General features: G+C 60.3%; 15 protein-coding genes. 3 read left to right on the top strand and 12 right to left on the bottom strand.

Annotation, left to right across the window (positions count from 1 at the left end; genetic code table 11):
* The first annotated feature begins 120 nt into the window (after nt 1-120).
* Together DYL59_RS12370 and nadA are read left to right on the top strand one after the other, a co-directional pair.
* On the top strand, nt 121-744 hold the full coding sequence (locus tag DYL59_RS12370; RefSeq protein ID WP_135289434.1) for a helix-turn-helix domain-containing protein: 624 nt from the start codon (nt 121-123) through the stop codon (nt 742-744).
* Nucleotides 745-929: 185 nt separating this feature from the next.
* Nucleotides 930-1,988 carry a quinolinate synthase NadA gene (nadA, locus tag DYL59_RS12365; RefSeq protein ID WP_135289433.1) on the top strand — a complete coding sequence of 353 codons (1,059 nt, stop codon included), beginning with the start codon at nt 930-932 and terminating at the stop codon, nt 1,986-1,988.
* 137 nt (nt 1,989-2,125) lie between these two features.
* Here nadA and DYL59_RS12360 read toward each other — a convergent pair whose 3' ends face one another.
* The 12 genes from DYL59_RS12360 to arcD (DYL59_RS12300) form a co-directional block, all read right to left on the bottom strand.
* Complete coding sequence (locus DYL59_RS12360) at nt 2,126-2,614, bottom strand: RDD family protein (protein WP_135289432.1); 489 nt, start codon at nt 2,612-2,614, stop codon at nt 2,126-2,128.
* Nucleotides 2,615-2,708: 94 nt separating this feature from the next.
* Nucleotides 2,709-2,921, bottom strand: coding sequence for a cold-shock protein (locus tag DYL59_RS12355; RefSeq protein WP_034109143.1), 213 nt, complete (start codon nt 2,919-2,921; stop codon nt 2,709-2,711).
* 389 nt (nt 2,922-3,310) lie between these two features.
* Nucleotides 3,311-4,435, bottom strand: a complete 1,125-nt coding sequence (gene gcvT, locus DYL59_RS12350; RefSeq protein ID WP_135289431.1) for a glycine cleavage system aminomethyltransferase GcvT — start codon at nt 4,433-4,435, stop codon at nt 3,311-3,313.
* A 40-nt stretch (nt 4,436-4,475) separates the two neighbouring features.
* Nucleotides 4,476-5,852: an L-serine ammonia-lyase gene (locus DYL59_RS12345; RefSeq protein ID WP_135289430.1), complete on the bottom strand. Its 1,377-nt coding sequence runs from the start codon at nt 5,850-5,852 to the stop codon at nt 4,476-4,478.
* Between the two features lie 161 nt (nt 5,853-6,013).
* Nucleotides 6,014-8,854, bottom strand: a complete 2,841-nt coding sequence (gene gcvP / locus DYL59_RS12340) for an aminomethyl-transferring glycine dehydrogenase (protein WP_135289429.1) — start codon at nt 8,852-8,854, stop codon at nt 6,014-6,016.
* 10 nt (nt 8,855-8,864) lie between these two features.
* A complete protein-coding gene (gene gcvH / locus DYL59_RS12335; RefSeq protein ID WP_135289428.1) occupies nt 8,865-9,248 on the bottom strand; it encodes a glycine cleavage system protein GcvH in 384 nt (127 codons plus the stop codon).
* A gap of 424 nt (nt 9,249-9,672) precedes the next feature.
* Nucleotides 9,673-11,181 carry a sigma-54-dependent transcriptional regulator gene (locus tag DYL59_RS12330; RefSeq protein WP_135289427.1) on the bottom strand — a complete coding sequence of 503 codons (1,509 nt, stop codon included), beginning with the start codon at nt 11,179-11,181 and terminating at the stop codon, nt 9,673-9,675.
* A 213-nt stretch (nt 11,182-11,394) separates the two neighbouring features.
* Nucleotides 11,395-11,757: a DUF5064 family protein gene (locus tag DYL59_RS12320; protein WP_135289425.1), complete on the bottom strand. Its 363-nt coding sequence runs from the start codon at nt 11,755-11,757 to the stop codon at nt 11,395-11,397.
* 18 nt (nt 11,758-11,775) lie between these two features.
* The gene (arcC, locus tag DYL59_RS12315; protein ID WP_135289424.1) at nt 11,776-12,705 is read right to left on the bottom strand and encodes a carbamate kinase; all 930 of its coding nucleotides are present in this window, start codon (nt 12,703-12,705) and stop codon (nt 11,776-11,778) included.
* 159 nt (nt 12,706-12,864) lie between these two features.
* The gene (locus DYL59_RS12310; RefSeq protein ID WP_105695440.1) at nt 12,865-13,875 is read right to left on the bottom strand and encodes an ornithine carbamoyltransferase; all 1,011 of its coding nucleotides are present in this window, start codon (nt 13,873-13,875) and stop codon (nt 12,865-12,867) included.
* Between the two features lie 69 nt (nt 13,876-13,944).
* Complete coding sequence (gene arcA / locus DYL59_RS12305; RefSeq protein WP_135289423.1) at nt 13,945-15,201, bottom strand: arginine deiminase; 1,257 nt, start codon at nt 15,199-15,201, stop codon at nt 13,945-13,947.
* A gap of 25 nt (nt 15,202-15,226) precedes the next feature.
* On the bottom strand, nt 15,227-16,654 hold the full coding sequence (gene arcD / locus DYL59_RS12300; RefSeq protein ID WP_135289422.1) for an arginine-ornithine antiporter: 1,428 nt from the start codon (nt 16,652-16,654) through the stop codon (nt 15,227-15,229).
* Nucleotides 16,655-17,101: 447 nt separating this feature from the next.
* Here arcD (DYL59_RS12300) and arcD (DYL59_RS12295) point away from each other — a divergent pair, with 447 nt between their 5' ends.
* The gene (arcD, locus tag DYL59_RS12295; protein WP_135289421.1) at nt 17,102-18,529 is read left to right on the top strand and encodes an arginine-ornithine antiporter; all 1,428 of its coding nucleotides are present in this window, start codon (nt 17,102-17,104) and stop codon (nt 18,527-18,529) included.
* The last annotated feature ends 45 nt before the right edge of the window (nt 18,530-18,574 follow it).

Here is an 18,574-nt window from a genome sequence, read left to right as displayed (position 1 = left end):
TATTTTGCGACACAGCCGTTTGGCATTGCGGTGACGGTTGCATGAATAATCCGCGAACGAATATTTTCTCTTTTTGAATCAATAGTCTGAGCATTACCCAATCGGAGCGTCAGCCGCAGCATGGACACCAATCTAGAGATCAGCCCCTCGGCGTTTGAAGACCACGAAACAGAATCTGCGCGCCCGTCGATAGAAATCGGCCCGCGCCTGCACCGGTTGCGCAAGGAGCGCCAATGGTCACTGGTGCAGACCAGCAAGCACACCGGCCTGTCGTTGTCGGCGCTGTCGAAGATCGAGCGCGGCGAGCTTTCGCCCACCCTCAGTAGCCTTAGCAAGATCGCGGCCGGGTTTGATATGGATGTGGTCAGCCTGCTCAACGACAGTGATGCCTCGCTGACCCAGGGGCGGCGCAGCACTAGTCGTCATTCCAACGGCCTGGCCATCGCCACCAAAACGTGCAAGAACGTGTGGTTCGCCGCTGACTTGCGCAACAAGAACATGCTGCCGGTCAAAACCACTATCGTGGCCCGCAGCACACGGGACTATTCGGAATGGCCGACTCATCCGGGAGAGATCTTCGTGTACGTGCTGTCGGGAGAAATCACGATTTACTCCGAACTGTATGAGCCGTTGGCCTTGGCTCAGGGCGACACCATTTACTACGACGCCAGCAGCGGCCATAAGTGGATCTCCACCAGCCCTGACGATGCCGAAGTGCTGTGGATCTACGCCAGCAATAAGTGACGCCGGCCTCAGTGCCGTTTGCACCAGATTAGGCTTTTGCATCGATTCGATATTCTGTAGCCTTGCGCAGCTTCTGTTTCACCCGTGCTTGATGAACAAAAACACTTCGTCCGGCGGCGCCCGAAGGGCTCCAGAGCCGGTGGTACACTCGACTTTCGCGCAATGCGCCTGCAGGTCTTGCGAACATGACGCAAATTTCCGAACGCCTTCTGGTTCAAGCCCACCTCGACGCCAAGCAGCCCAAGGCCCTCAGCGCCGACGAAGAGGCCAGCCTGCGCGCCGCCATCGCCGCCGAGCTCAAGGCTCAGGACGCGGTGCTGGTTGCCCACTTCTACTGTGACCCGGTGATCCAGGCCCTGGCCGAAGAAACCGGCGGCTGCGTCTCCGACTCCCTGGAAATGGCACGTTTCGGCGCCGCTCATCCGGCCAAGACCGTATTGGTCGCCGGTGTGCGTTTCATGGGGGAGACCGCGAAGATCCTCACCCCTGAAAAACGTATCCTCATGCCTACCCTGGAAGCCACCTGCTCCCTGGACCTGGGGTGCCCGGTGGATGAGTTCTCGGCGTTTTGCGACCAGCATCCGGAGCGCACCGTGGTGGTTTACGCCAACACATCGGCAGCGGTCAAAGCCCGGGCTGATTGGGTGGTTACGTCAAGCTGCGCACTGGAAATCGTCGAAAGCCTGATGGACAACGGCGAGACCATCATTTGGGGCCCGGACAAGCACCTGGGCACCTATATCCAGCGCCAGACCGGTGCCGACATGTTGCTGTGGGACGGTGCGTGCATCGTGCACGAAGAGTTCAAGTCCAAGCAGCTCGAAGACATGAAGGCGCTGTACCCGGATGCCGCGATCCTGGTGCACCCGGAGTCGCCGACTTCGGTGATCGAACTGGCGGACGCCGTGGGCTCCACCAGCCAACTGATTGCCGCTGCGCAACGCTTGCCGAACAAGACATTCATTGTGGCCACCGACCGCGGCATCTTCTACAAGATGCAGCAGCTGTGCCCGGACAAAGTCTTCGTTGAGGCCCCTACCGCCGGCAACGGCGCTGCATGCCGCAGCTGCGCGCATTGCCCGTGGATGGCGATGAACACGCTGGAGCGTACGTTGCAGTGCCTGCGTGAGGGCAGCAATGAGATCTTCGTTGAGCCGTCGGTGATTCCGCAGGCGGTGCGGCCGCTCAAGCGGATGTTGGACTTTACCCAGGCTGCGCGCTTGAAGCTGGCGGGTAACGCTTGACTCAAGGCTGGCTCGGTAAAAAATGTGGGAGGGGGCTTGCTCCCGATTGTAGTGTTTCAGCCAACAAAAATGTTGAATGTACAACTGCTATCGGGAGCAAGCCCCCTCCCACATTTTGATCTCCATGAGTCTTGGAATTACTTCTTTTGCTTCGGGATGCGCACCAGCTGCGTATCCGAATAGATGTCATGCCAACTGCGCTTCTTCTTATCAAACAGCGACCAGACAAACCCCAGTCCCACGCACAACCACGACGCAATCGACACCACAAAACGCAGCAGCGCCTGCCACAGGCTTATGCGTGAGCCGTCGGCGTTTTGCACGCGTACGCCCCACACCTGCATGCCCAGGGTTTGCCCCGAGTGGGTCCAGAATTTGGCGAAGAAACCGAACAGCACGAATAACAGAATCGTTGACAGCAACGGGTCGCCGTCCAGCGCGCCGGATTCGGTGAGGGTGCGCATCCTGGCTTCGCCTACAAAGGCGATCCCTATGAGTTTGTAGATGAACGCGGTGACGATCAGCAGGGCAGTGCACAACAGGAAGTCATAGAACATCGCTGCCAGACGACGGCCCAGGCCGACGGCGGGGAATTCGCCTTGGGGGCTCAGCAAGGGTTTGGACATGGCAGGGGTCTCTGGAGAAAACACCCATAGTACGAAATAACGCGCATAAAAAAGCCCCTGATGTCATATCAGGGGCTTTTTGTCGCAGTCGGGATCAGCCTTCTGCCTGGACTTCGTCAGCCTGCATGCCTTTCTGGCCCTGCACGGCTTTGAAGGTGACCTTCTGGCCTTCTTTCAGGCTCTTGAAGCCATTGCCTTGAATAGCGCGGAAATGCACGAACAGATCCGGACCGCTTTCTGGAGTGATAAAACCAAACCCTTTCTCGTCGTTAAACCACTTGACGGTGCCGCTCTGACGATCTGACATTTTCTTCTTTCCTTTGACGCTAAAAATTAATGACAGTCTCTTTCGCATGAAAGAGTACTGGGCTGGGTTGCAGGAAAGTAAGAGACGTCGAACGGGTTGTAGCTATCGTTGGCTACTGCCCAGGTCCAGGTTCAAAGCGACCCATGCAAACACAGTGGGCAAACTCTACGCCAACTAATGGAGAAAAAACAAGCCCCGACAAAACCCCAGGTTTTGCTGGTCAAGATGATACTTCGATCAACAATCCGGAACTGGCTTATTCGATAGAGTTGTTCACTGGTTATAGGTTGAATCGTTAAACAATAACTATCGTCACTGCACTGTTTTATGGCGGTTGCGTTACAGATTAGTGCACGTAACGCAACCGCGTTACTTATAGAAACAGGCAATCAGCCACGATAGTAACGTTGTGGCACAAATGGCATTTTACTTACACGAAGTGGCACCTTTTTCCCACGCACCATTGCAGACACTTCGGTATCCAGGGCGATAAACGCACTGTCCAGATAACCCATGGCCAGCGGGCCACCCAGGCTCGGACCAAAGCCGCCGCTGCACACGCTGCCGATTACGGTGCCGTGCTCATCCACAATCTCTGCGCCTTCACGCACCGGGGTGCGTTCCTGGGGCAGCAGGCCTACGCGCTTGCGGCTGACACCCGCTTGCTGCTGGGTGAAGATGCGGTCGGCCCCCGGGAAGCCGCCAGCGCGTGCGCCATCGGCACGGCGAGCCTTGGAGATTGCCCACAACAGGCTTGCTTCAATCGGCGTGGTGTCGGTGTTCATATCGTGGCCGTACAGGCACAGGCCGGCTTCCAGGCGCAGGGAGTCGCGGGCGCCCAGGCCGATGGCCTGCACTTCGGTTTCGGCCAGCAGGCTGCGGGCCAGGCTTTCAGCGTTGGCTGCAGGCACGGAGATCTCAAAGCCATCTTCACCGGTGTAGCCCGAACGGCTGACGTAGCAATCCACTCCCAGCAGGCGCAGGGTGGCGAACTGCATGAAGGTCATCTTGGTCACTTCCGGTGCCAGGCGCGCCAGCACCTTCACTGCCGCAGGGCCTTGCAGGGCCAGTAGGGCGCGCTCTTCGAACAGTGGCTCGATGCTGCACTGGTCGCCGATATGCTGGCGCAGGTGCGCCAGGTCCTGGTCCTTGCAGGCGGCGTTGACCACCAGGAACAGCTCGTCATTGCCCAGGTTGGCCACCATCAGGTCGTCGAGGATGCCGCCCTGGTCATTGGTGAACATCGCGTAGCGCTGCATGCCCACCGGCAGGTCGATGATGTCGACTGGCACCAGGGTTTCCAGGGCCTTGGCGGCATTAGCGCCGGTGAGGCGGATCTGGCCCATGTGGGACACGTCGAACAACCCGGCCTGCTCACGGGTGTGCAGGTGTTCCTTCATCACGCCCAGTGGGTATTGCACCGGCATGTCGTAGCCGGCGAAGGGCACCATGCGTGCGCCCAGTTCGAGGTGCAGGGCATGCAGAGGGGTTTTCAACAGGGTTTCGGTGGACATATTCAGCTCCTGGAAAAACGTGCCGGCGCGCCTTTGGGCGTCAGCACTCGATAATGTTGACTGCCAAACCGCCACGGGCGGTCTCTTTGTATTTGCTTTTCATATCGGCGCCGGTCTGGCGCATGGTGCGGATCACCTTGTCGAGGGACACAAAGTGCTGTCCGTCGCCGCGCAAGGCCATGCGCACGGCATTGATGGCTTTGACCGAGCCCATGGCATTGCGCTCGATGCAGGGCACCTGCACCAGCCCGCCAATCGGGTCACAGGTCAGGCCGAGGTTGTGTTCCATGCCGATCTCGGCGGCGTTTTCCACCTGGGACACCGTACCGCCCAAGACCTCGCACAGCGCACCGGCGGCCATGGAGCAGGCCACGCCCACTTCACCCTGGCAGCCCACTTCGGCGCCGGAAATCGAGGCGTTCTCCTTGTACAGAATGCCGATGGCGGCGGCGGTGAGCAGGAAGCGCACCACACCGTCCTCGTTGGCGCCGGGGATAAAGCGCATGTAGTAATGCAGCACCGCCGGCACGATCCCGGCCGCGCCGTTGGTGGGTGCGGTGACCACGCGGCCGCCGTTGGCGTTTTCTTCGTTGACCGCCAGGGCGTACAGGTTGACCCAGTCGAGCACCGACAACGGGTCGCGCAGTGACGACTCGGGGTTCTTGCACAGTTGCCGATGCAGCGCAGCCGCACGGCGCTTGACCTTCAAGCCGCCCGGCAAGATCCCTTCATTGCGACAGCCCGCGTCCACGCAGTCCTGCATCACCTGCCAGATCTTCAGCAGCCCGGCGCGGGTTTCTGCTTCGGGGCGCCAGGCACTTTCGTTGGTCAACATCACCTGGCTGATGGACAGGCCGTAGGTGGTGCAATGGCTGAGCAAGTCCTTGCCGTGCTTGAACGGGAAGGTCAGGGGTGTTGCATCCTCGACAATCCGGTCGGCGCCGGCGGCGTCTTCATCCACCACAAAACCACCGCCCACCGAGTAGTACTCGCGGCTGCGGATCTGGATATTGGCGGCGTCGAAGGCACGAAAGATCATGCCGTTGGGATGGTAGGCGAGGGGTTTGCGAATCATCGCCAGGTGTTCTTTTTCGTTGAACACGATGCTGTGTTCACCGAGCAGATTCAGGCGGCCGTCCTTGCGCATCTGCGCCAGGCGGGTGGCCACGGTTTCGGTATTCACGGTGTCGGGGTGTTCGCCTTCCAGGCCCAGCAACACGGCCTTGTCGCTGCCGTGGCCTTTGCCGGTAGCGCCGAGCGAGCCATAGAGCTCCACCTTGACGCAGGTGGTGGTGCCCAGCAGGTTGTCGCGCTTGAGGCCTTCGACGAATCGGGCGGCGGCGCGCATCGGGCCGACGGTGTGGGAACTGGAGGGGCCGATGCCAATCTTGAACAGGTCGAACACGCTTAAAGACATGAGTGGTTCTCCGGTTTCTTATTATTTTCTGGAAGGCGACTCGGTCAAGTGTGGGAGGGGGCTTGCTCCCGATAGCGGTGTGTCAGTCAACAGAAATGTTGAATGTACAGCCGCTATCGGGAGCAAGCCCCCTCCCACAGGGGACCGAGTTGACCTTTAGGTTATGCGTAGCTCTCGATGGAAGGGCACGCGCACACCAGGTTGCGATCGCCAAACACGTTGTCCACTCGGCCAACCGGCGGCCAGTACTTGCCTTCGATCAACGACGCCACCGGGTACACCGCTTGCTCGCGGCTGTAGGGGTGGCTCCATTCGCCCACCAGTTCCGCCGCCGTGTGCGGCGCGTTTTTCAGTGGGTTGTCGTCCTTGTCCAGGGTGCCGTTTTCCACCGCGCGGATTTCTTCGCGGATCGCGATCATGGCGTTGCAGAAGCGGTCCAGTTCTTCCTTGGATTCACTTTCGGTCGGCTCGATCATCAAGGTGCCGGCCACCGGGAACGACATGGTCGGTGCATGGAAGCCAAAGTCGATCAGGCGCTTGGCCACGTCATCCACGCTGATGCCGCTGCTGTCTTTGAGTGGGCGCAAATCCAGGATGCATTCATGCGCCACCAGGCCGTTGCTGCCGGTGTACAGCACGGGGTAGTGCTCTTCGAGGCGACGGGAGATGTAGTTGGCATTCAAAATCGCCAATTGCGAAGCGCGCTTGAGGCCTGCGCCGCCCATCATGCTGATGTACATCCAGGTGATCGGCAAAATGCTCGCGCTGCCAAACGGCGCTGCGCACACTGCGCCTTCCTTGCGTTCCATGGCCGCGTGGCCTGGCAGGAACGGCGTGAGGTGCGACTTCACGCCAATCGGGCCAACGCCTGGGCCGCCACCGCCGTGGGGGATGCAGAAGGTCTTGTGCAGGTTCAGGTGGGACACGTCGCCGCCGAACTTGCCCGGTGCGCACAGGCCGACCATGGCGTTCATGTTGGCGCCGTCGATGTACACCTGGCCGCCGTTGTCGTGAATGATGCCGCAGATTTCGCGGATACCTTCCTCGAACACGCCGTGGGTGGACGGGTAGGTGATCATCAAGGCGGCGAGGTGATCGCGGTGCTCGATGGCCTTGGCGCGCAGGTCTTCGATGTCCACGTTGCCACGGGCATCGCAGGCGGTGACCACAACACGCATACCCGCCATGTTGGCGGTGGCCGGGTTGGTGCCGTGGGCCGACGAAGGGATCAGGCAGATATCGCGACGCTCATCGCCACGGCTCTGGTGATAGGCGCGGATCGCCAACAGGCCTGCGTATTCACCCTGGGAGCCGGCGTTCGGTTGCAGGGAGATGGCGTCGTAGCCGGTGGCCGCGCAGAGCATGGCTTCCAGGTCGGAGGTCAGCTCCAGGTAACCGGCGCTTTGTTCAGCCGGGGCGAACGGGTGCAGGGCGCCGAACTCGGCCCAGGTCACCGGGATCATCTCGCTGGCGGCGTTGAGCTTCATGGTGCACGAGCCCAGCGGGATCATGGTGCGGTCCAGCGCCAGGTCCTTGTCGGCCAGCTTGCGCAGGTAGCGCATCAGCTCGGTTTCGGAGTGATAGCGGTTGAACACCGGGTGGCTCAGCACGGGGGACTGGCGCAGCAGGGCGGCGGGCAGGGTGGCGTCGACCTTGGCGGTGAAATCCGGCAGGGCTTTGTCGCCTGCGAAGATTGCCCACAGGGTTTCGATATCGGCCTGGGTGGTGGTTTCATCCACCGACACACCAAGACGCTCGCCGTCTACCACACGCAGGTTGATGCGCTGGGCGCGGGCCTTGTCGTGCAGGGCAGCGGTGTTGGCGCCAGTGTTGAGGGTAATGGTGTCGAAGAAGTTGGCTTGCTCGACCTTGAAGCCCAAGGTGGTCAGGCCGTTGGCCAGAATAGCGGTGAGCTGATGCACACGCTTGGCGATCTGGGTCAGGCCTTTAGGGCCGTGGTACACGGCGTACATGCTGGCGATGTTGGCCAGCAGCACCTGGGCGGTGCAGATGTTCGACGTGGCTTTTTCGCGGCGGATATGTTGCTCGCGGGTCTGCATGGCCAGGCGCAGGGCCGGCTTGCCGAAACGGTCAACCGACACACCCACCAGGCGGCCCGGCATGTCGCGCTTGAACGCATCTTTAGTAGAGAAGTACGCCGCGTGCGGGCCACCAAAGCCCAGTGGTACGCCGAAGCGTTGCGCGCTGCCGATGGCCACGTCGGCGCCAAACTCGCCAGGCGGGGTCAGCAGAGTCAGCGCCAGCAGGTCGGCGGCCACGGCCACCAGGGCGTTGGCGGCGTGGAAACGCTCGGTCAGTTCGCGGTAGTCAAACACGTCACCGTTGCTGGCCGGGTATTGCAGCAGGGCGCCGAAGAACGGGCTGACGTCGCTCAGTTCCCGCTCATCGCCGACCACCACTTCAATGCCCAACGGCTCGGCACGGGTACGCAGCACGTCGAGGGTTTGCGGGTGGCTGTGGACGGAGGCGAAGAAGGCGTTGCTGCCTTTGTTCTTGCTCAGGCGCTTGCAGAAGGTCATGGCTTCGGCGGCGGCGGTGGCTTCATCCAGCAGCGAGGCGTTGGCGATTGGCAGGCCGGTGAGGTCGCTGATCAGGGTCTGGAAGTTGAGTAGCGCTTCCAGGCGGCCTTGGGAAATTTCCGGTTGATACGGGGTGTAGGCGGTGTACCAGGCCGGGTTTTCCAGCAGGTTGCGCAGGATCGGCGATGGCGTGTGGCAGTTGTAGTAGCCCTGGCCGATGTAGGTTTTGAACAGTTGGTTCTTGCCGGCGATGGCCTTGATCTTGGCCAGGGCCTCGGCTTCGCTCAGGCCGTCTTCGAGGCCGAGCACGCTGGTGCCCTTGATGCTTTCCGGGATCACGCTGGCGCTCAGGGCTTGCAGGGAGTCAAAACCGAGGCTGGCGAGCATATGCTGCTCATCTTCCTGGCGCGGGCCGATGTGGCGGGCGATGAATTCGTTGGCGGTGGTGATGTTAACGGTCATGGCGCGCTCCTCAGGCTTCGGCGTTGGCTTTGATCAGGCGGTCGTACGCGTCCTGATCCAACAGTTTAGCCAGCGCCTGGGCATCGGCCGGTTTAAAGCGGAAGAACCAGCCTTCGCCCATCGGGTCTTCGTTGACCAGTTCCGGGCTGTCGCTGAGCTTGTCGTTCACTTCCAGCACTTCGCCGGTCAGGGGCATGTACACGCCGCTGGCGGCCTTGACCGATTCCACGGTGGACGCTTCGGCGCCCTTGTCGTAGGCCTGCAACTCCGGCAGTTGCACGAAAACCACATCACCCAGCGCGTTCTGCGCGAAAGCAGTGATACCCACGGTGACGCTGCCGTCAGCTTCGGCGCGCAGCCATTCGTGATCTTCAGTGAAACGCAACTCGCTCATGGAAACTCCTCGGGGCCAGATTCGTCTGGTGGGCAAATAATGGGGAGTTGCTTAGCAAGATCGCGGCCAAGGTTGTTAAACCCTTGTAAATCAATGGTTTGGTGGAAATGGTTATAGGCTTATTCTCAAGAGGTGTAGCGATTTCGCTACAGTTGGGCGCACGAAAAAAAGCCTATGTGGATCAAAGCCTTGCATGGCGCGCAAAAAACAGGGCTGTAGCGATATCGTTACGCTGTAGCGCTATCGGTACAGCCGATGTCGTTTCTGGACCAAAAGGTTGGCATGCATTCAATCATTTGAAATGAGGCCAATGTGGGAGGGGGCTTGCTCCCGATGGGGGGGGGCAGCTACACATCTGGTGACTGACACACCGCCATCGGGAGCAAGCCCCCTCCCACATTTGGATCTCCATTTATTCCGCCAGTTAAGGCTTGTTGGGAATGCCGTACTTGCGCAAGCGATGGGCAATCGCCGTGTGTGAGGTCTGCAACCGGCTGGCCAATTGCCGAGTCGAGGGGTAGTTGGTGTAGAGCTTTTCCAGCAAGCTGCGCTCGAAGTCTTCCACGGCCTGTTCCAGGCTATCGACTTCGTTGTCGCTTTGGCGCGCCACCGAGGTGCCGGCGATGTCCAGGTCGCCGATGTCCACCAGGTTGCTTTCGCAGATGGCGGCGGCGCGGAAGATCACGTTTTGCAACTGGCGCACATTGCCCGGCCACGGGTTGCCCAGCAGGGCCGGGTAGGTGCCGGGCGCCAGGCGGCAGACTGGGCGCTGGATCTGCGCGCAGGCCTGCTGCATGAAGTAGCGCGCCAGCAACAGGATGTCCTGGCCGCGTTGACGCAGGGGCGGCACTTCGACGTTGAGTACATTGAGGCGGTAGAACAGGTCTTCGCGGAAGGTGCCCTCGCTGACCATTTTTTCCAGGTCGCGGTGGGTGGCGCTGAGGATGCGCACGTTGACCTTCACTTCACGGTCGCCACCCACGCGGCGGAAGCTGCCGTCGTTGAGAAAACGCAGCAACTTGGCCTGCAGATACGGCGACATCTCGCCGATCTCATCAAGGAACACCGTGCCCTGGTTGGCCAGTTCCATCAGCCCCGGCTTGCCGCCCCGTTGCGCGCCGGTAAAGGCTCCGGGGGCGTAGCCGAACAGCTCGCTTTCGGCGAGGTTCTCCGGCAACGCCGCGCAGTTGAGCGCCAAAAACGGCGCACTGTGCCGCGCACTGCTGGCATGGCAGGCGCGGGCTACCAGTTCTTTACCGGTGCCGGTTTCGCCCTGGATCAACAGCGGTGCGTCCAACGCCGCCACCCGTTGCGCACGGGCCTTGAGGGTGCGTATCACCGGCGACTCGCCCAGCAGCGCATCAAACCCTTCGGCATGGTCATGGTGCAGCGCCGAGAGTTGTTCGCCGATGCGGTTGGGTGGGTACAGGGTGAGCAGGGCGCCTGCGTCGGTAATCGGCGTGGCGTCCAGCAACAGGGTTTGGCCGTTGACGCTGATCTCCCGCAGCGGCAAACGGAAACCTTGCTCCAGCAAGGTGGCCAGCAATGCAGGGTCGTTGAACAGTTCGCTGATGCTTTCCCCGGCAGGCTCGCGGCCGTACAGGGCGATCAACGCCGGGTTGGCCAGCAGGATCTTGCCCGCGCTGTCCAGGGCCAGTACCGGGTCGGTCATGGCCGCCAGCAGGGCGTCGAGTTGCAGGTGGCGGCGTTGGCCGGGGAGGATGTCCACCACCGTTACCGCCTGTACGCCGTGCACGCTGAACAGGGCGTCGCGCAGCTCTTCGAGCACGTCGGCACTCAAGGTTGGCGCGTCGATGTAGACGTTGGGCGGCACCATCTCCACCGCATCCAGGTTGAGATTGCGCCCACCGAGCAGGGCCAGGACTTCCTGGGTGATGCCGACGCGGTCGATGAAGCTGACGTGGATACGCATGGGGCGATTAGCAATTCTGGAGAGCAGAGGCGGCAAGTATGCCTTGGAGCGCGGGTAGAGGTGAAATCTCACATGGGGTGACGATCCAAATGTGGGAGTGGGCTTGCTCGCGAATGCGGTGGGTCAGCCACTTGATTTATCAACTGACCCACCGCATTCGCGAGCAAGCCCGCTCCCACACAAGCCCGCTCCCACAGGGGATTTGCGGTGTTCTTACTCTAAGTGTTCAGGCTTGATCGGGTCGCCTGGCTTTACGTCCAGTTGGTGCCGCACATCCTCGAACATCAAGTCGTACTGCTTGTGCATCTGGCCGTTCAGCACCGCGATTTTCGGCATGCCGTACTTCTGCGCGATGTTCATTGCATGCCGGGCAAAGTCGTACGCCTGGTCCTTGGGCAAGAAGAATTCTTCCTTGAGGTCCTTGCCCTGTACCGAGCCATGCAGCTTGAACAGCATCCCCTTGCCTTCCTTGGGGTCCTGGCTGACTTCGTAGTCCAGGCACAGGTTGTAGCTGTAATCCTGCGGGTTCAGCGCGTGACGTTCGATGTGCATGTGTCCCGGTTCAAAGGTGGCCATAGGCGTTTCTCCTCTACTTCACAGGTAGGTGATGCCAGGTTTTGCCGTGCTGATGCGTGTGCCGGCACTGCCCTGGACGATGGCTTCGATGTCCGAGAGTGAACCGATGACGGCGGTTTTGCCAGTCTTGCGGGCGAACTCGCAAGCCGCTTGCACCTTGGGCCCCATGGAGCCGGCGGCGAAGCCGAGTTTTTCGATTTCATCCGGGTGGGCCTGGCCGATGGCTTTCTGGGTGGGCTTGCCGAAGTCGATAAAGGCCGCGTTGACGTCGGTGGCAATCACCAGCAAATCGGCCTCCAGCTGCGAAGCCAGCAGCGATGAACAGAGGTCTTTGTCGATCACGGCCTCAATGCCACGCAGCTTGCCGTCTTCGCCATACATGGTCGGGATGCCGCCACCGCCGGCGCAGATCACGATGCTGCTTTTTTCCAGCAGCCACTTGATCGGGCGGATTTCAAAGATGCGTTTGGGGCGCGGGCTTGCGACGACGCGGCGATATTTGTCGCCATCCGGTGCAATCGCCCAGCCTTTTTCGGCGGCGAGTTTTTCCGCTTCAGCCTTGGCATACACCGGGCCGATGGGCTTGGTGGGGTTCTTGAAGGCGGGGTCGTTGGCGTCCACTTCCACTTGGGTGAGCAAGGTGGCGAAGGGCACTTCGAAGTCCAGCAAGTTGCCCAGTTCCTGTTCGATGATGTAGCCGATCATGCCTTCGGTCTCGGCGCCGAGCACGTCCAGCGGGTAGGGCGACACCTGGGTGTAGGCCGCTGCCTGTAGCGACAGCAGGCCGACCTGCGGGCCATTGCCGTGGGCGATCACCAGCTCGTTGCCGGGGTGGATCTTGGCGATCTGTTCGGTGGCGATGCGGATATTGGCGCGTTGGTTGTCCGCCGTCATGGGTTCACCACGGCGGAGCAGGGCGTTGCCGCCCAGGGCTACGACGATGCGCATACAGAGTGTCCTTCTGAAAATTCATCGTTGTGAACACAGGACCAATGTGGGAGCGGGCTTGCTCGCGAAAGCGGTCTGTCAGTCAGCGCATGTATCAACTGATACACCGCTTTCGCGAGCAAGCCCGCTCCCACCTTTGCTCCGTGTTCCGTCAGTTAGTTACAGGTCAGCGAGGGTCGAGACCAAAATCGCCTTGATGGTATGCATGCGGTTCTCCGCCTGCTCAAAGGCAATGCACGCCGGCGACTCAAACACGTCGTCGGTCACTTCAATGCCGTTGGCCAAATGCGGATACTGCTCGGCAATCTGCTTGCCCACCTTGGTATCGCTGTTATGGAACGCCGGCAGGCAGTGCATGAACTTGGTGCGCGCATTGCCGGTGGCTTTCATCAGCTCGGCGTTCACTTGGTACGGCAGCAGTTGCTCGATGCGCTCGGCCCAGGCCTCCACCGGCTCGCCCATGGATACCCACACGTCGGTGTGGATAAAGTCCACGCCTTTTACGGCCGCTTTCGGGTCTTCGGTGAGGGTGATGCGTGCGCCGCTTTCTTCCGCGTATTTTTTGCAGCGGCCCACCAGGTCATCGTGGGGCCACAGGGCTTTTGGCGCGCAGATGCGCACGTCCATGCCCAGCTTGGAGCCCACCAGCAGCAGCGAGTTGCCCATGTTGTTGCGGGCGTCACCCAGGTACGCGTAGCTGATCTCGTGGATCGGCTTGTCGGCGTGTTCACGCATGGTCAGCACGTCGGCGATCATCTGGGTGGGGTGGTACTCATCGGTCAGGCCGTTGAACACCGGCACACCGGCGAACTTGGCCAGTTCTTCGACAATCTCTTGCTTGAAGCCACGGTATTCGATGGCGTCGTACATGCGCCCCAGTACTCGGGCGGTGTCTTTCATGCTTTCTTTGTGGCCGATCTGCGAGGAGCCCGGGTCGATGTAGGTGACGTTGGCGCCTTGGTCGTAGGCCGCCACTTCAAAGGCGCACCGGGTGCGGGTGGAGGTTTTTTCGAAGATCAGCGCAATGTTGTTGCCTTTTAGGTGTTGCTGTTCGGTGCCGGTGTACTTGGCGCGCTTGAGGTCGCGGGACAGGTCCAGCAGGTAGCGCAGCTCGCGCGGGGTGTGGTGTTCCAGGCTGAGCAGGCTGCGGTTGTGGATGTTGAACGCCATGATGATTCTCCTTGGATTCGGTCATCGGCCCGGTCGGCTTCGGGTGGAAGCCGCCGGGTGGAGGGTCGCTTAGTAGTCGATAGGGTCGCGGATGATCGGGCAGGTCATGCAGTGGCCGCCGCCACGGCCGCGGCCCAGTTCACCGGCGCTGATGGTGATCACCTCTACACCGGCCTTGCGCAGCAATGTATTGGTGTAGGTGTTGCGGTCGTAGCCGATCACCACGCCGGGCTCCACGGCCACCACGTTGTTGCCGTCGTCCCACTGCTCGCGCTCGGCGGCGAAGGCGTTGCCGCCGGTTTCCACTACGCGCAGGGCCTTGAGCTTGAGGGCGGTGGCGACTACGTCGAGGAAGCTGGCGTCTTCGCGGCGTACGTCGATGCCGCCGGGCTTGGTTTCATCGGGGCGCAGGCTGAAGGCGACGATCTGGTTGACCACTTCCGGGAAGATGGTCACGAGGTCGCGGTCGCAGAAGCTGAACACGGTGTCCAGGTGCATCGCCGCACGGGATTTGGGCAGGCCGGCAACGATCACGCGTTCCACGGCCTTGTGTTTGAACAGGTTCAGCGCCAGTTGGCCGATGGCTTGGCGCGAAGAGCGTTCGCCCATGCCGATCAACACCACGCCGTTGCCGATGGGCATGACATCGCCGCCTTCGAGGGTGGCGTTGCCGTGTTCCTGGTCGGGGTCGCCGAACCAGATCTGGAAGTCGGCGTTGGTGAACTCAGGGTGGAATTTATAGATGGCGGTGGTCAGCAGGGTTTCCTGACGTCGCGCCGGCCAGTACATGGGGTTGAGCGTTACGCCGCCATAGATCCAGCAGGTGGTGTCACGGGTGAACTGAGTGTTGGGCAGCGGCGGCAGAATAAAGCTCGAATGCCCGAGGAAGTCGCGGAACATCTCGATGGTCTTGCCACCGAAACTGGTGGGCAGGTCATCGGCAGACACGCCACCGATCAGGTATTCGGCGATTTTGCGCGGCTCCAGGCTGCGCAGCCACGAACCCACTTCGTTGACCAGGCCCAGACCGACCTGATTGGCAGTGATCTTGCGCTCCAGGATCCAGTCCAGCGCTTCAGGGATGGCGACGATGTCGGTGAGCAGGTTGTGCATTTCCAGCACATCAATATCCCGCTCGCGCATTTTGGTCACGAAGTCGAAGTGGTCACGCTTGGCCTGGGCCACCCACAACACGTCATCGAACAGCAGTTCATCGCAGTTGTTGGGGGTCAGCCGCTGATGGGCCAAGCCTGGGGAGCACACCATGACTTTGCGCAGTTTGCCGGCTTCGGAATGTACGCCGTACTTCACTTTTTCCGTGGTCATTTCAGATCCTCCAGTGAACAACGAATTACAACGTTAAAAAGCCGTCGTAGAGCCCATAGGCCGCCACCAGGGCGCCAATGACCACTGCGGCGAAAATCAGCTTCTCGACGTTGGTGAAAATCGGTTTGCCCAGTTCACGCTTGGCCTTGGCGAACAAAATCGCACCGGGGGCGTAGAGCAGGGCGGAGAGCAGCAGGTATTTGGTGCCACCGGCGTAGAGCAGCCAGATCGCATAGATCAAGGCGATGGCGCCGATGAACAGGTCTTTCTTGCGTTCGTGCAGCGCGTTTTCGTAGGTCTCGCCGCGCACCGCCAGCAGCAGGGCGTAGGCCGCCGACCACAGGTACGGCACCAGGATCATCGAAGTGGCGAGGTAGATCAGCGACAGGTAGGTGCTGGCGGAAAACAGCGTGATGATCAGGAACAGCTGCACCATCGCGTTGGTCAGCCACAGGGCGTTGACCGGTACGTGGTTGGCGTTTTCCTTACGCAAGAACTCCGGCATGGTGTGGTCCTTGGCGGCAGAGAACATGATCTCCGCACACAGCAGCACCCACGACAGCAGCGCCCCCAGCAACGAGATGATCAAACCGACGCTGATCAACACCGCGCCCCAGTGGCCCACCACATGCTCTAGCACGGCAGCCATCGATGGGTTCTGCAGCTTGGCCAGTTCCGGTTGAGTCATGATCCCCAGGGACAGCACGTTCACCAGCATCAGAAACAACAGCACGGTGATAAAGCCGATCACGGTGGCCTTGCCCACGTCGGAGCGTTTTTCCGCACGGGACGAGAAGATGCTCGCGCCCTCGATGCCGATAAACACCCACACGGTGACCAGCATCATGTTGCGCACCTGGTTCATCACACTGCCCAGTTCCGGGTTTTTCACGCCCCAGATGTCAGCGGTGAAGATGTCCAGCTTGAAGGCGAACAGCGCGATCAACACGAATAGCACCAGTGGCACCACCTTGGCGACGGTGGTCACCAGGTTGATGAATGCCGCTTCCTTGATGCCGCGCAACACCAGGAAATGCACGGCCCACAGCAGCACCGAGGCGCCAATCACGGCCGCCGGGGTGTTGCCTTCGCCGAAGATTGGGAAGAAATAACCGAGGGTGCTGAACAGCAACACGAAGTAACCGACGTTGCCCAGCCAGGCACTGATCCAGTAGCCCCAGGCGGATGAGAACCCCATGTAATCGCCGAAACCGGCTTTGGCATAGGCATACACACCGCCGTCGAGGTCGGGCTTGCGGTTGGCGAGGGTCTGGAACACGAACGCGAGGGTCAACATGCCGATGGCGGTAATCACCCAGCCAATCAATACCGCGCCGACATCGGCGCTGGCCGCCATGTTTTGCGGCAGAGAGAAGATCCCCCCGCCAATCATCGAGCCCACGACAAGTGCAACCAGTGCACCCAGCCTAAGTTTTCCGGGAGTATCAGACATTGCGTGACTCCAATGCAGGAGAAGAGAGACCACAGAATAATTCCGTGCGCTATTCAAACAGCTGACTCAGATCACTTCATTGGCACATTCCATTGTGAATTAATGACTTAGGGTGGAAACTCGTTGGCGATGAAACTCCTTGGAAAGGCACGGCGCAGAGCCGTCTCTCCATTGTGGTTAATCATTTAGTCAGGTCTATGGACGTTTGAAGCTAGACCGTATTTGCGGATGTGCAAACTTTTTGAACGAAGTTTCACCGAAGCGGCATAAAGTTTAAGAAAGGCGCAGTATTTAAAAAACAAATACGCCCAAACATCTAACATTGACATGCCATTAGGTTATGACCCTGTCAGGTTTATCGCCTTCTCTAATAAACGCTACACTCGCTGAATTAATTAGTTGAGTGCACGGTTGTCAGCTCAATAGGTTGTTTCTCCAGGAGTGCTCATGTCCCAGCCGAACCAGAAACTTCGACTCAGTGCGCTGATTGCCTTGGTGGTGGGCTCGATGATTGGCGGGGGGATTTTTTCCTTGCCGCAAAACATGGCCGCCCGCGCCGAGGTGGGCGCGGTGCTGATCGGTTGGGGCATTACGGCGGTCGGCATGCTGACTCTGGCATTTGTGTTCCAGACCCTGGCCAACCGTAAGCCTGATTTGAATTCCGGGGTGTATGCCTATGCCAAGGCCGGGTTTGGCGATTACATGGGGTTTTCCTCGGCCTGGGGCTACTGGATCAGCGCGTGGATGGGCAACGTGGGTTACTTCGTGTTGCTGTTCAGCACCCTGGGCTACTTTTTCCCGGTGTTCGGCCAGGGCAATACGCCGGTAGCCATCGGTTGTGCGTCGTTACTGCTGTGGGCCGTGCATTTTTTGGTGATGCGCGGGATCAAGGAGGCGGCGTTCATCAACCAGGTCACCACGGTGGCCAAGATCGTGCCGCTGGTGATGTTTATCGTGATCGCCGCCGTGGCCTTCGAAGCGGATATTTTTACCCGAGATATCTGGGGCCTGGGCAACCCGCACTTGGGGGATGTGGTCGACCAGGTGCGCAACATGATGCTGGTCACGGTGTTTGTGTTTATCGGGATCGAAGGCGCCAGCGTGTACTCGGCGCGGGCCGAGAAACGCTCGGATGTGGGCCGGGCCACGGTGATTGGTTTTCTCGGTGTGCTGGCGTTGTTGGTGCTGGTGAATGTGTTGTCCCTGGGGGTTATGAGCCAGCCGGAGCTGGCCGGCTTGCAAAACCCTTCTTTGGCAGGGGTGCTGGAACATATCGTCGGCCCTTGGGGCGCGATGGCCATCAGCATCGGCCTGGCGGTGTCGCTGCTCGGTGCGTTGCTGTCCTGGGCGTTGCTGTGCGCCGAAATCCTCTACGCCACCGCCCATGACAAGACCATGCCGGCCTTCCTGAAAAAGGAAAACGCCAACCAGGTGCCGGTCAATGCGTTATGGCTGACCAATGTGATGATCCAGCTGTTTCTGGTGATTACGCTGTTTTCCCACAGCACTTACACCACGTTGATCTACCTGGCCTCATCGATGATTTTGGTGCCGTACCTGTGGTCGGCGGCATACGCGGTGCTGTTGAGCGGGCGTGGCGAAACCTATGCAGGCGCCCAAGGCCGGCGCATGAAGGACCTGTTGGTCGCTTTGGTCGCCCTGGGCTATGCGGTGTGGCTGCTGTATGCCGGTGGCCTCAAGTACCTGTTGCTGTCGGCGCTGCTGTACGCACCCGGCGTGATCCTGTTTGCCCTGGCCAAGCGCGAGCAGGGGCAGGCCTTGTTTACCCACATTGAAAAAGGCATTTTCAGCTGCGTAGTCGCGGGCGCAGGGCTGGCGGCGTATGGGCTGTACAGTGGGTTTTTGACCCTCTGAAGTGGGTGTCTCTGCTGGTCTCTTCGCGAGCAAGTCGAATCGTCG

Origin of the sequence: Pseudomonas kairouanensis (genome assembly GCF_004682055.1) — a bacterium.
GTDB classification, from domain to species: domain Bacteria; phylum Pseudomonadota; class Gammaproteobacteria; order Pseudomonadales; family Pseudomonadaceae; genus Aquipseudomonas; species Aquipseudomonas kairouanensis.
This window is presented reverse-complemented; position numbering and strand designations above follow the sequence as displayed.

What these genes read in the sequence shown, in the direction of transcription:
- gcvT (WP_135289431.1), bottom strand. Translation starts at nt 4,435, where the DNA reads ATGTCCACCGAAACCCTGTTGAAAACCCCTCTGCATGCCCTGCACCTC.
- arcD (WP_135289421.1), top strand. Translation starts at nt 17,102, where the DNA reads ATGTCCCAGCCGAACCAGAAACTTCGACTCAGTGCGCTGATTGCCTTG.
- DYL59_RS12370 (WP_135289434.1), top strand. Translation starts at nt 121, where the DNA reads ATGGACACCAATCTAGAGATCAGCCCCTCGGCGTTTGAAGACCACGAA.
- DYL59_RS12355 (WP_034109143.1), bottom strand. Translation starts at nt 2,921, where the DNA reads ATGTCAGATCGTCAGAGCGGCACCGTCAAGTGGTTTAACGACGAGAAA.
- nadA (WP_135289433.1), top strand. Translation starts at nt 930, where the DNA reads ATGACGCAAATTTCCGAACGCCTTCTGGTTCAAGCCCACCTCGACGCC.
- gcvP (WP_135289429.1), bottom strand. Translation starts at nt 8,854, where the DNA reads ATGACCGTTAACATCACCACCGCCAACGAATTCATCGCCCGCCACATC.
- DYL59_RS12320 (WP_135289425.1), bottom strand. Translation starts at nt 11,757, where the DNA reads ATGGCCACCTTTGAACCGGGACACATGCACATCGAACGTCACGCGCTG.
- gcvH (WP_135289428.1), bottom strand. Translation starts at nt 9,248, where the DNA reads ATGAGCGAGTTGCGTTTCACTGAAGATCACGAATGGCTGCGCGCCGAA.
- arcC (WP_135289424.1), bottom strand. Translation starts at nt 12,705, where the DNA reads ATGCGCATCGTCGTAGCCCTGGGCGGCAACGCCCTGCTCCGCCGTGGT.
- DYL59_RS12345 (WP_135289430.1), bottom strand. Translation starts at nt 5,852, where the DNA reads ATGTCTTTAAGCGTGTTCGACCTGTTCAAGATTGGCATCGGCCCCTCC.
- DYL59_RS12330 (WP_135289427.1), bottom strand. Translation starts at nt 11,181, where the DNA reads ATGCGTATCCACGTCAGCTTCATCGACCGCGTCGGCATCACCCAGGAA.
- DYL59_RS12360 (WP_135289432.1), bottom strand. Translation starts at nt 2,614, where the DNA reads ATGTCCAAACCCTTGCTGAGCCCCCAAGGCGAATTCCCCGCCGTCGGC.
- DYL59_RS12310 (WP_105695440.1), bottom strand. Translation starts at nt 13,875, where the DNA reads ATGGCGTTCAACATCCACAACCGCAGCCTGCTCAGCCTGGAACACCAC.
- arcD (WP_135289422.1), bottom strand. Translation starts at nt 16,654, where the DNA reads ATGTCTGATACTCCCGGAAAACTTAGGCTGGGTGCACTGGTTGCACTT.
- arcA (WP_135289423.1), bottom strand. Translation starts at nt 15,201, where the DNA reads ATGACCACGGAAAAAGTGAAGTACGGCGTACATTCCGAAGCCGGCAAA.